The sequence below is a fragment of the Serratia sp. szju genome (assembly GCF_044594185.1).
In the GTDB taxonomy this organism is placed as follows: Bacteria; Pseudomonadota; Gammaproteobacteria; order Enterobacterales; family Enterobacteriaceae; genus Serratia; species Serratia bockelmannii.
In genome coordinates, this window is sequence record NZ_CP172576.1 from 944455 (window position 1) to 956567 (window position 12113).

At 56.4% G+C, this 12113-nt stretch carries 13 protein-coding genes; 1 reads left to right on the forward strand and 12 read right to left on the reverse strand.

The window, feature by feature from the left end:
* The 7 genes from RE418_RS04600 to RE418_RS04630 form a co-directional block, all read right to left on the reverse strand.
* Positions 1 to 504 carry a fimbrial protein gene (locus tag RE418_RS04600; protein ID WP_225735555.1) on the reverse strand — a complete coding sequence of 168 codons (504 nt, stop codon included), beginning with the start codon at positions 502 to 504 and terminating at the stop codon, positions 1 to 3.
* Positions 505 to 554: 50 nt separating this feature from the next.
* Positions 555 to 1211, reverse strand: a complete 657-nt coding sequence (locus tag RE418_RS04605) for a fimbrial protein (protein WP_225735556.1) — start codon at positions 1209 to 1211, stop codon at positions 555 to 557.
* 20 nt (positions 1212 to 1231) lie between these two features.
* Entirely contained in the window at positions 1232 to 1777 is a 546-nt protein-coding gene (locus RE418_RS04610) for a fimbrial protein (protein WP_053085971.1), read from the reverse strand.
* Positions 1778 to 2079: 302 nt separating this feature from the next.
* Positions 2080 to 2832, reverse strand: coding sequence for a fimbria/pilus periplasmic chaperone (locus tag RE418_RS04615; RefSeq protein WP_049295096.1), 753 nt, complete (start codon positions 2830 to 2832; stop codon positions 2080 to 2082).
* Positions 2833 to 2849: 17 nt separating this feature from the next.
* Positions 2850 to 5390 (reverse strand): outer membrane usher protein, encoded by a 2541-nt coding sequence (locus RE418_RS04620; protein ID WP_089181556.1) that lies wholly within the window; start codon positions 5388 to 5390, stop codon positions 2850 to 2852.
* Positions 5391 to 5436: 46 nt separating this feature from the next.
* Positions 5437 to 5970 carry a fimbrial protein gene (locus RE418_RS04625; RefSeq protein WP_089181712.1) on the reverse strand — a complete coding sequence of 178 codons (534 nt, stop codon included), beginning with the start codon at positions 5968 to 5970 and terminating at the stop codon, positions 5437 to 5439.
* A 96-nt stretch (positions 5971 to 6066) separates the two neighbouring features.
* Positions 6067 to 6606, reverse strand: a complete 540-nt coding sequence (locus tag RE418_RS04630) for a fimbrial protein (protein ID WP_049209693.1) — start codon at positions 6604 to 6606, stop codon at positions 6067 to 6069.
* 416 nt (positions 6607 to 7022) lie between these two features.
* On the opposite strand from RE418_RS04630, the gene RE418_RS04635 reads away from it, so the two are divergent.
* On the forward strand, positions 7023 to 7766 hold the full coding sequence (locus RE418_RS04635; protein WP_089181555.1) for a winged helix-turn-helix domain-containing protein: 744 nt from the start codon (positions 7023 to 7025) through the stop codon (positions 7764 to 7766).
* A gap of 84 nt (positions 7767 to 7850) precedes the next feature.
* Here the strand turns inward: RE418_RS04635 and RE418_RS04640 are convergent, their stop codons facing one another.
* From RE418_RS04640 to RE418_RS04660, 5 genes are all read right to left on the reverse strand, one after another.
* Positions 7851 to 8342 carry a hypothetical protein gene (locus tag RE418_RS04640; RefSeq protein WP_089181554.1) on the reverse strand — a complete coding sequence of 164 codons (492 nt, stop codon included), beginning with the start codon at positions 8340 to 8342 and terminating at the stop codon, positions 7851 to 7853.
* Positions 8323 to 9057 carry a winged helix-turn-helix domain-containing protein gene (locus RE418_RS04645; RefSeq protein ID WP_227257846.1) on the reverse strand — a complete coding sequence of 245 codons (735 nt, stop codon included), beginning with the start codon at positions 9055 to 9057 and terminating at the stop codon, positions 8323 to 8325. The genes RE418_RS04640 and RE418_RS04645 overlap by 20 nt, the downstream gene beginning before the upstream one ends.
* Before the next feature lie 325 nt (positions 9058 to 9382).
* Positions 9383 to 10003 carry a DUF2238 domain-containing protein gene (locus RE418_RS04650; RefSeq protein ID WP_049204134.1) on the reverse strand — a complete coding sequence of 207 codons (621 nt, stop codon included), beginning with the start codon at positions 10001 to 10003 and terminating at the stop codon, positions 9383 to 9385.
* 121 nt (positions 10004 to 10124) lie between these two features.
* Positions 10125 to 11189: a YncE family protein gene (locus RE418_RS04655; RefSeq protein WP_043142387.1), complete on the reverse strand. Its 1065-nt coding sequence runs from the start codon at positions 11187 to 11189 to the stop codon at positions 10125 to 10127.
* Positions 11190 to 11250: 61 nt separating this feature from the next.
* The gene (locus tag RE418_RS04660; protein WP_004930014.1) at positions 11251 to 12111 is read right to left on the reverse strand and encodes an isochorismatase; all 861 of its coding nucleotides are present in this window, start codon (positions 12109 to 12111) and stop codon (positions 11251 to 11253) included.
* Positions 12112 to 12113 lie beyond the last annotated feature (2 nt).

Below are 12113 nucleotides of genomic sequence, written 5' to 3' on the forward strand. Positions count from 1 at the left end.
TTATTGATAATCGACATACAGCATGGCGGAAGCGGTAAACTCTCCCGTTTTTAAATCGGTTCCACTCTTTTTTACCGGCACAGCATAAAGCTCGGGTATGTTGGGATAACTAAAATTCACCCAATTGTTGATCGGCAACTTCTTTCCCGCCTGTTGTTCAAAAGCGATCCCTAACCCATCCCTACTGGTTCTTAACACGGTGCCATCATAGGTCGCACCATCCCCTTTTATTTGCAGCTTCATGGCATTTTTAGTTTGCCCGTTGCACACCAGGCCGTAATCCACTGGCTTACGATATGCAGTGCCATCAATGCGGGTGGTCATGACCTCGTTAAAAACCACGTCTATCGGTTTCTTCGCGTTCAACACACAAGGCAATGGCGCCATGATCGTCACTTTAACCGTTACCGGAGTTTCTGCATTACCATTGCCCCCCCATAGCATGCCCGTGAACATCAGCAGGCAAGGAAACCAAAGCCTTCTTCTACTTAAACGCGTCTTCACATGTCCTCCTTGTCCGGTCTGCCGCATTAGGCACGCTATTTCCACCGTGCTTAGTCATAGCTAAGGTTAAAATCTATTCTTGCCTGATAGGCACCAGCCCTTAGCGGCGACAGCGTACGTTCAGGAATAATCGTGTAGGTTAAAACGTCGGTGCCCGGCCTTACCCATAGCGGCGCCCCTCTGCTACCTAAACGGGCATCCCGGCCGTATTGATCCAACAGTCGAAGGCCAAACCCCGATGCCCCTGCCACTTTCACCAGGTGCGAATCATCTTTATCGGCCGGCGCCTTAAAACTCACCCGCACCGCCGGCTGATCCGCCGCCCAACTCAGCGCTCCGGTTCGTTCATCCCGGCTGGCAGCCCGAGAGCTCAGGCAGTCGCGCAGCCGCAGATCAAACTGCACCGGTGTGCCGCGATCGCCCAACTGCGCCAACCGCCCTGTAGTCACTTCGCCCAGAGCAATGTCCTGCCGCGCACTGTCCATCTCCAGACGACAGGCATTTACCGCCAACGAACCATGTACGTAGAGCACACCGTTAGCCCCCTCTACCTCCCAGTTGTCCACCGCCTGTGCCGCCGGCAACAACCACAGCAGCGCAGTCAGGCTCAGCGGCACCATCAGCGCCAGTCCGCCTAACACCGCATAGTAGCGCAACTCGCCGCGCACCTGCCGCCACTCTTCCACTTCCGTCATTTCCCCTGCCATCCGCCGTTCTCCTTGTCGGTTTACTCATATTCCAGGCCAAAGGTGGCGACGGCGGAAAATGCGCCGAGACCGATGTTCTTTTGTGCGAGCGCCTTCGGCTCGCCCTGCACATATACCTGCAGCGCCAAGTGGTTGCCTCCGCTGGCCAGCGTTATTTCCTGGCTGGGCTTGTTAAGCGCTATCGGCTGGCCCGCCGCCGTTTCCAGCCCCAGTGCGATACCGCTGGCCTGGCTGCCGCCATCCAGTGCCAACAGATCAGGCAGCTCAAGACTCTTATTGCCGCTGAAGGTAATCTTTACCGTTTTACCCAGGCTAAGATCGCAGTCTTGCAGTGTCAGAGTGAACGGCTTGGTCGGCGTACGACCATTGGCATAAAGGTACTTATCGATGACCGTACCAAAATCCAACTGGATATCTTCATCCCCCGGTTTAAGCGTGCAAGGTTCCGCCACCAGCGCACCGTGAAAATACATGTTTTCGGCCGCCAGACCGCTGCCGCTCACGCCTGCCAGCAGTAACCCCACGCTGATAGCCAGCCAATGCGCGGCTCTGGTTGTCACAAACATCACTTTCTCCTTACCGCTCTTGATTGCCGTTGCCGGCCAACACTCCATAATCTCGACTTTCGTCACCGTTGAACCGGAACGGATACCTAAGCAGTGACAACGAGCGATAGCTGCCGATGTCCTTCGATAAAGATCGTTATTTCACGCCACTGCAGTACACACGGAGATCAACCCGCATCGTCGAACATTCGCCCAGTCCTTTCATCCACTCAGCTCGCCACAAAAAATATCGCCATTCAGGTATACGGGGCGTTTTCCTTCAGATTGCATCATTACGTCCCCTCACTGGCCCGGCTGACTTATTAGGACGCCTTCTTATCTGGTACCACCGTGCAGGCGCTGCCGCTGCAGCTGAAGCTCAGCTGCGGTCGACCGCCGTAGTCATTGATGTAGGTCAGCACCGGGCTGCCGCCCACGCTGCCCGCGCTTATCGTCAGCGGTACGTTGCCCTTAGGCGGCACCATAAACGGTTCGAAGCCTTTGGCACCCTCCATCCCCTTACGACTGGCGGCATCCACAATGGTGACGTAATACGGCGTCGGGTTGTTGACGATATACTTGTCACCCTGCTTGCTCAGCGTCAGCTGTTCCTGCCACGGTGCCGCGTTGCGTTCCGGCGCGATCGCCGCCGGGCGGTAGAACAGTTTGATACGCGTCTGCAATGCGATTTGCAGCGAGTTCGGCTTATTGCTCTTCGGCGGGATCTCGCGCAGGTTGAAGTAGTACAGCGTCTCGCGGTCCTGCGGCAGCAGCTTCGCCGCCGGCAGTGCCTGGATCTTCACCTGGCTCGGCTTGCCCGGTTCGATGCGCTGCACCGGCGGCAATACCGTCAGCGGGCTCTGGATCTTGTTGCCCTGCTCATCCTCCAGCCAGCCCTGGGCCAGGTACGGCAGCTGCTTGTTCTGATTGCTCACGCTCAGGCTCACCGACTGTACGCTGCCATCGAAGATCACTCGGGTACGGTCCAATGCGATGGCTGCCTGCGCCGTCGGTGCCAGGACGCCGGCCAATAAAGTGGTTGTGGCCAACAGGCCGATAACGTTACGTTGCTTCATCATAAAAACTCCTCAATTCAGTGTTCTTCGCCGTTCGCACCGGCGCTTAATGCCCGGCACGGCAGCAGTAAATTCGTCGCCAACATCTCGGCCGGCAGCGGCGTCGGCATTTGCACCTCACACTGCACAGCTCCGTCCCAGCGCACCGTCATGCGCTCGCCGGCGTTGATGCCACTCAGGTAGACGCTGCCGCCGTCGTTGACGATACCGGTCTCCTGTTTGCGGGCGTTCAACACCGTGGCACCAAACGGCGGCTCGCTGCCGTCCGCCAGTTTAATCACCGCCATTGCCTTCTCCCCGGCGATCACCGCAAACTTGCGGTAACCGATGGCACCTTCGGTCAGCGTCGCCTGCACTACCGATTTAATGGCCTCGGCGTTGTCGCCCAGCTTGTCCAGATCGATGCTGGCCTTGTTGCGGTAGTAACTGTTGATATCCGTCACCACCGCCTTGCCCCAGCGGTTGGTCGCCACCGCGCTGCCGTAGCCGCGTACCGGTACCCCGGCCACGCCTTCGGTATCCAGCAACAATCGAGTATCGCCCGCCCTGCTGGTCCGGTGCAGCGCCCCGCCTTCAGCGGTCAGCGTCATGCCCCCTTGTGCCGACAGGCCGAATGCGCTGTAGCGGTCCTGCTGGTAACTGGCGTTGGCGCTCATCCGTGCCATATCGCCGTCTCGGTTGTAGTAGCCGCTCAGATTGGCGCCGCTGCGCGAACCGCCGGCGCTGATCTGGTAGTTGCTGCGATCGTCGATGCGATCGTAATACCCCACGCGGTGAGTATTGTCGTCACGGTTCAGCGTGGCGTTATAGCTCAGCGTGGCGCCATTACCCCACGGCACCGAGAGCCCCAAATACATGCCGTCGTCATTACGCGCGTTGTAGCGGTTGCGGTAGGCCGACAGCGACAGGCTCAAGCTCTTGATGTTTCCCACATCGAAGTAACGCGACAGCGTCAGGTTGTAACGATCGTTGGCCGGTCGGTCCCAATAGGTCTGGTGGCTGTAGTTGAGGTAGGCACTCAACCCCAGATCGCGCAGCTGCTGGTTGTAGGTGATGGTGTACATCTCCTTGCTGCTGCCGTACCGCTGCCCGTATCGGCGGGCGTCCAGGTACTCGCTCATGCTCATAAAGTTCTGTTCCGAGAAGCGGTAGCCGGCGAAGGTCACCTGGCTGTCCAGCTCATCGAAGGTCTTTGAATAGCTGAGGCGATACGAGCCGCCACTCAGCGTCTCGTCGCTGTATGGCAGTTTGGCGCGCGACTGGGTGACGTCGAACGACAATGCCCCCAACAGCAACAGGTCACGCCCGAGACCCAGCGCCAGTGCGTTATAGTCCCCGCCGAGCAACATGCCGCCGTATAGCGACCAACCGTTGCTCACCCCCCAGGAAAACTCGCCGGTGCCGAATAATGGCCCCTGGTAACGGTGATCCATATCCGAAGGTTTCCCCGTTGCCAGCTTGTAGCGCAGCGAACCGGGGCGCGTAAGGTACGGAACGTTGGCAGTGCTCATTTTGAACTCCTGAACGCTGCCATCCTGCTCTTCCACGCGGACATCCAGATCGCCCGTGACCGCATCATTGAGATCCTGGATGCGAAATGGCCCGGCGGCGACGGTGGTTTCATACAGTACCCGGCCCTGCTGACTGATGGTCACCTTGGCGTTGCTCTTCGCCACCCCGGTTACCTCCGGCGCATAACCGCGCAGGTTGGGCGGCAGCATGCTGTCGTCGGAACGCAGGCTCACCCCACCAAAGCGGAAGCTGTCGAACACCCCGGAGTCCAGATAGTCTTCGCCCAGCGTCAGCTTGGAACGCAGTGCCGGGATCGCCCGATAGGCGTAATAACGGCTCCAGTCCAGCCGCTTGTCCGTCGGCTGACCGGAACCGGTCTGGTGGCGCAGATTGGCCTGCCAGTCGGCGCGCAACCGCCAGGCACCCAGATTAGCCCCCGCCGTACCGTTGCCACTCAGGCTGTAATCCTGCGTGCCGTATTTCAGCTGGCGCTGTGTCTGCGCGTTCAGGTTGTAGTCGAGCAGCATGCCGGGAATGCCTTCGTCCCAGCGCGCCGGCGGATCCCAATCCTCCGAGACATAGTCCAGGTAGGCCTGCGGAATACTCAGGTACAGCGCCGAGGTGGCCAGATCGCCGCGCGTTTCCATCCCCGGCAGGCTGGCCTCGTCCAGACACCCCCCCTCACGCCACCAGGTCAGCTTTTTGAGCATGTCGTCCTTAATGCCCAACTGCTCGACCAGCGCTGGCGTAAGGCAGGCGCGGCTGCCGTTGGCATCGTCGTCCGGTGCATAGAACGCCACCGATTGCTCCGGCAGATCGTTCTTGTTGACGTGTACCACCATGCTGTAGCTGCCGGGCATAATGAAGCCGCCACGCGAAAACTGGCTCAGGTCGATATTTTTACGATCGTTGACGTCCAGCACATCGGTATTGAACTGGATCTCCTCCGCGTTAGCGACAGGCGCCCAGACGCTCCCCAACGCCAGCGCTACACCGGTGCTCAGAAGATGAAAACGAAACGGCTTCCCTGCAGGCAAAAACATCATGTCCACAACCTTTTATTTATTAGAGTCCTTGTAAATAACGCTCGCCTCAGTAGTAATCCATTTTGAAACGCACCGCGGAGAAATAGTCACCCGCTTTTAGTGGTTGGTTATTGCCGATTAACGTCATGGCGTAATTCAGGCGATAACTTCCCGGAAGGAGATTCATTGGCGGCATAGGTGCGCCCGGCCTGGCTATATTTCCGGCAGCATCGGTAATTCTCAGCGCGATTCCTGAAGCCTCGCCTTTTACCCCGAATGATTCACCGTCGGCAGCACCGTCAAAGGTGACTTGAAATTGTTTCCAGTCCGGCAGCATTTTATCTGCTCGCTCCAGTACGCAATTCACTAATTCAATGCTGAACGGCACAGCCCGCCCCTGCCCGTCGCGAATAATATCGGCGAAAGGAACTACTTCCATATTGATTGTTTGCTCGCGACTCTCCGTGGCAATTGCGCAGGCAGTATCCAGAATAGCCCCTTGCATATTGACGCGCCCCCAGCCCTGCGAGACAGAAATAGCCTGTGAGCTAAAACCTAACAACGCGCACAATAGGCAAGGTGCCACCGTTCCTTGTCTCATCATGGTCTTTTCCTTCCCTGTGAAGTAACGGGGTCTAAATGGCATGCGGGTGATCCCGCATGCCCGATAATCAGACGTCCATCATTGGGAGAATGATTACTGGTAAGCCAGGGTGAAGTCGGCAACAGACTGGAATTCGCCAGGAACAACCCCGGTAGAAGCCTTAACGCCCTGCAGGTAGGCGGCAAAGCTCAGAGTGTTGGCGCCGTTCTGCAGCGTTTGCGCATTGGTCTTCTGGCCCAGCACGATATCGTTACCGGAACCATCGGTGATAGCGATGCCCGCACCCTTAGCAGTACCGGTGATGCCCAGGAGATTGCTGTCAATGGCTGAAGCGGCGCCGGTGAAGGTCAGTGAGACGGTGTTGTTCTTGCCAGGAGCGGCAGTTGTCAGCTCGCAGTTTTCCAACTTGATATTAAAGTTGCGTGGGGTGGATTTACCGCCGTTTTTCAACGCCACATTAGAGATTGCGCCCAGTTCAACGGTTTGATCCATTGACTCAGGAGCAATAGAGCACGGCGCGTCAATAATAGAACCGGAGAAGGTCACTTTACCGTGACCCTGGTCTGCAGCGTGAGCCAGAGAAGAAACACCAAAAGCCATAACGGCGGCCAGCATGATTTTATTCAGTTTCATAGAGTTCCCTTACATTCCTTAGTAAGTAGTGGAAAAAAATTAAATCCTTAGAGTCACATCTTCAACGCGCCGGATTATTTCTGGGCGTAGCTTCCGTGGCTAATACGTTGTGTTTCCGCACCCCGTATCAGTGGAAACAAATTTACATCCCCCACCACAAGAATGGAATGTTATATCGTAAAAATACAAAAACACAGTTTATCGTGCGAATTAATTTTGTTTAAATAGATTTAAATTCTGAAAAATACAATTTAATTATCAATATTTATATTAAAAAACTTGTATGCATATAACTATTTCATATCAATTATAGAGAAAGAGAGAAAAATCCTATTTACCCCTACCCAAAGGGATTGAAAAAAGCGCAAACAGGTCTCAGAATAATCTCTCGACAGGAAAGTTGACGGGTAAATAAAATGATTTTCATTATAAATGAGAGCATCCTCTATAATGAGGATGAGGGCACATTGATGCATATCGATAATGCCAGCAATAGAATTGCTTTACTGAAGCCGACCAGCAGGCTGCTTTCGTTATTCATCAAGAATAATAACAAGCTGTTGTTGCGAGAGAGGTTGCTTAATGATGTTTGGGTCGATCATGGGCTGAAAGCCTCCAACAATAACTTAAACAATTACGTTTCCGGTTTACGTAAATCACTGGCGCAGTTTGGCGCCGAGGAGATTATCGTTACCTATCCACGTCAGGGGTTTAAATTCATTGCTAGAAATATTCATGAAGCGAATGAAAATAAGGTGGAAATATATAGAGAAGAAAAGCATCGTGAAACGGAAATAGCGTCTACGCCGCCCCCCGGGACTTCTCCCCCCGGCATCCGACGAGCATTACAACGCTTAATAATGATTGCCGCTGCCTGCCTGGTGCCTTTTGCCATCATTGTGCTGTATCAAAACAGCACGCGCATCAGCGTTTATCCCCTTGGGAATTACCAAAGCTGCCAGGTGTACAGCATGACTTTAGGTGGAGGCAGCCTGGAGAACATCAAGCAGGTGATACAACAGGCGGGCTTCAATTGCCGTACGCGGGCCGACGTCTATTATTACGCTAACATTCTTAATGAGAGCACTAACCAGGATGAACAGCAGGTCACCTACTGCCCGCGTACCGGCAACAGCCCTTGCATCAATATAACTATATAGCTGGCAATCCACCTTAATCTTTTCGCTCTTGACACCCAGGGTCAGAGACAACATCGGCCCCCCCAGTAATTCTGGGGGTGACCGTTATGCGCCAGTCACGCAGACAAAAAGCGGCGAATGGTTATCAGTAAACAGATAGTGATGCCGATCGATACGCTCGATGCGCATATGCAGCTGCTGCCCGGCGATAGGTAACCGGCGATTCATATCCTCGCGAATAACAGAGTCCTGCGGCTTGCGGGTATTTTTCGTTACCCACATGGTGTAGTTGCTGCCGCGACGCTGGTAACTCATTTCCACGGAGCGATCGACCACATAACGTGTATCACCATCAAAAAAACTGCCGCTCATCAACATAGTGAGCTCTCGCGCGCCCTCAGGCACGATGCTCACCAGCAGCACACGCTCCATCGCCGCATCTTTATCCTGATTATGCACCCGCATCGACGCCCGGCATTCCGGCACCTGCGGCATAGCGAACAGCACATAGGCGGCGGCGCAACAGCAGGCCAGCGCCGCAAAGGCTAACAGCGCGTAACGGTAATGCCATATCCGGTTATTTTTCCAGACTTTCATAGTAGTTCTCGCATTGCGCTTTGCCCGCCGCCATCGCCGTCTGCGGACAATAAAAGAAGTAAGAAGATCGCACGCGTTCTGCGCTGCCTGGTACCACCGACTGGCTGTCGTAATAGAGCAGCGTCGCCGGTTCACTACAGTGAATATGATTTCGTTTATCCAGCAACGTTTGTAAGTGCGCCAAATCCGCCTTGCCGGAACCGGTCTTATGATAAGAAGCGATAAACTTCACCTCACAGCTGCCGATGTTGCCTACACTTACCGTGCTGATCGGCGCATAGCCGGCGTCCTGCCAGGCCCACAGACCGCTCCCCGCCGCCAACAGCAGCAACGCGGCCAACCCGAGGCGCTTAAATCGCTGCGCTCGCAGCGGCTTGGTCGGCAAGGCGCTTTCTGCAGCCGCCGGGATCGGCGCCTCCGGCGAACTCTCCGCCAAGCTGTCCGTCGTCTTCAACGAAGTGGCGGTAAACATAAATCCCTGGCGCGGCAGCGTGACGATAATGTCGTCCTCGCCCAGGGCGGCGAACATCTTGCGCAGGATGGAAATGGTGTTATTGAGGTTATTGCCGGAGGCCACCTGGCCGTGCGCTTCCCATACCTGCGTCAGCAGGGTATCGCGGGAGAGCACCAGGTTATTGTTTCTGACCAATGCGGACAGCAGGCGGTTCAGGGTGGCGGTGAGCGGTTGAGGCGGTAGCTCAGCATTGATATCCACCAACTCTGATCTATCTTCATGATATTTAATCTTATTATTAATTATGTATCTCATTATTCCCCGCTCAAAAAACTAATTAATAATAATTAGCTCTTGTTAAACATGAGAATAGTAGCACACGGCGCGAGTTAAGAAAATTCCTAGAAAAACGCATAAAAAGCTAAATAATCATAAATATAAGAAATAACATTGTGCTGTATCACAGGGTGCCAAACATTTAACTGATGATTATCTATTTCTTATCATGTCTACATTAAAATGCCGCCCGGAAAATACTGGGCGGCACGAGAAGTCGCTATTTTCACTAGGCTTAACGCAACAAGGCTTACTCTTTTAAACGCCGCAGTTGCCTACCCTGCCAGCCACCGAACAGCCACTGGCCGGCTATCGCGCCGAGCAACGCGCAGAACATATCGGACTGCGTGTCCCACGGGTCGCCCTGGGTGCCGAGAAACTCGTCGGCGCCCTGGCCCAGCGCCAGTGCCGCCCACCACTCGATCAACTCATACACCGCGCTGATCGCCAGCGCGATGCAGCACACCACGAAGCCCAGCATCTTGCGGCCCTGCACATAACCGCCGCGCAGCAGGATCTCGCGCGCCGCCAGCGCCGGCACCAATCCCTGGAAGAAATGCCCCAGTTTGTCGTACGGGTTGCGGCCAAGATCCAGCCACTGCTGCACCTCAAAGCCCAGCGGCACGCGAGCGTAGCTGTACATGCCGCCGAAAATCAGGATCAGCGCATGGAAGAAAATCAGCGTGTAGAGCAGCGGCGTCAGCGGATAACGGCGATGGGTCAGCCACAGCAGCGGCAAAACAATCAATACCGGCGCCACCTCCATCAACCAGGTGGTGCGATCGTAGGGGCTGATGCCGCTGTGGATCAGCGCGGCCAGCAGCAGCAGGGTGATAACGGACAACAACAGCGGTGTGCGTGAGGCAGGCATAACCCACGTTCCTTCGGATCAATAAGGCAATCCACACTTTATACCGCAGATCTCACGGCGAAAAAAAAACAGGCGGAGCGTAGCCGCTTCGCCTGTTCGAGGGGGTTTACCCTGCGCGGGATTATTTCAGCGCTACGCGGATCACGTCGTCCGGCGCGGTCGCTTCTTTCTCGCGGCTGGAAGCCTGCTTGACGCTAACGTACAGCGTCTGGCCGTCCGGCGACAGCGCCAGGCTGTTCGGGTGGGTCGGCGTCTTGATGGTGTTCAGCACCTTGTAGCTCTTGGCGTCGATCACGCTCACTTCACCCGCCTGGCGATGGGTCACGTAAACTTCATTGCGCGCCGGGTTGAACAGCACCGCCAGCGATTCCGGCACGTCGATCTTGCTCAGGATGTTGCCGCTGCGGGTATCCACCACCAGCACCTGTGGCTGCTTGGAATCGGTGATGAACGCGCGATGGGTGGCGGTATCCAGGCTGATGTTCAGGAAGAAGTGCTCTTTAGCCTCATCCAGCTTCTTGCGCGACAGCACCTTGTTGCTCTGGGTATCGATGGTCACCAGCTCGCCGTCGGCGTTGGTGACGTACAGGCGCTTAGCGGCGGCGTCCAGCGCCAGGCCGGTGCCGTATTTGCCGGTGTCGGTCACGGTGGCACGCAGGGTCAGATCCTTGCCGTCCACCACCCACACCACGCTGGATTCACCCAGCCCGGTAATGTACAGGGTATCGCTGTCGGCATCCGCCACCAGCTCGCGCGGCGCCAGCGGCTTGACGGTCTCAGAGCGCTGGCGCGCGTCCAGCACCAGGCGGCCTTTCACTTCGCCGGTCTTGGCGTCGATGGCGGTCACCGAGTTATTGACGGTGTTACCGAAGAACAGCGTGCCGGTTTTAGCGTTGACGGCGGCGCCAAACGGCTTGATGTCGTTATGAATAATCTGGGTCACGTCCAGCGTGGTCGGATCCAGACGGTAGACGATGCCGCCCTTGTCCAGCTTGCGGCTCTGCGACGTCGCCAGGTAGAGCGCGTTCTCGCTCGGGCTGTAGGCCATTTCATAGGCGCCCTTGCCAACCGGCTTGCGAAGCACTTCCGGCGCAGTCTGCGCCAGCAACGAGTTGGAGAACAGCAGCGTGGACAGCAGCATCAGCGGGAATGCCGCGCGTTTTCCCTTGGTGATCAAAGCATTCATCGAAATCTCCTTATAGAGCCAACGGGGCAGCCGAGCGGCCGCCCTCTCATCATTATTAAAATCAGGCTTTCTCTTCGGAAAGCAGCGCCCACCAGCTGTCGATGGTCGGGTTGCGCGCCAGCGCGATAAAGTCGATGTCGCCGCGGATCTTGCGCCAGCGGGTCGCCAGCTCCATGATGCGCACCGAATCCAGGCCATAATCGATCAGGTTTTCATCGTTGCCCATGTCTTCGCTGTCTTCGTCCAGCAGCGGCAGGATCTGCTGACGCAGCGCATCGATGCTGGCAATGCCTGCCGCCGGCAACAGCGACGCGGTGGTCACCACCCGGCCGCAGCGGCCGGCGGTATAGCGCAGCGCCATCAGGTGTTCGTCGCGCGAGAAGTCCGCCAGGCCGTCGGCCACCATGAACGGCTGGATGTTGCGCATGAAGGCGTCAATGGCGGTGGTCAGGCAGCCGATGTGCGCATACACGCCGCAGATGATCAGCTGATCGCGGCCGGACTCCTGCAGGATCTCCTGCAGCGGCGAGCGGTGGAAGGCGCTGTAGCGCCATTTCACCAGCACCGTGTCGTCTTCGTCCGGCGCCAGCGCGGCGGTCACCGCCTGCTGCTCGGGGTGCTTGTTCAGGCCCGGCCCCCACATGTCGTTCAACAGCGCGCGGTCTTCATCGCTCTGCTGGTTCGGCTGCGCGGTATAGAACACCGGAATGCCCTGCTGTTTGCAGTAGCGGCGCAGGTTGGCGATGTTCTCCACCACCTGTTTGATCAGCGCGCTGTCTTCGCCCCAGAAATTGAGGAAATACTGCTGCATATCGTGGATCAGCAGCGCGGCGCGCTGCGGTTCTACCTGCCAGGTGACCTTATTTTGCGGCAGTTCGTCCGCCGTCGGCAGCGCGTAATCATTAAGTTTTGGAATGGCCATCA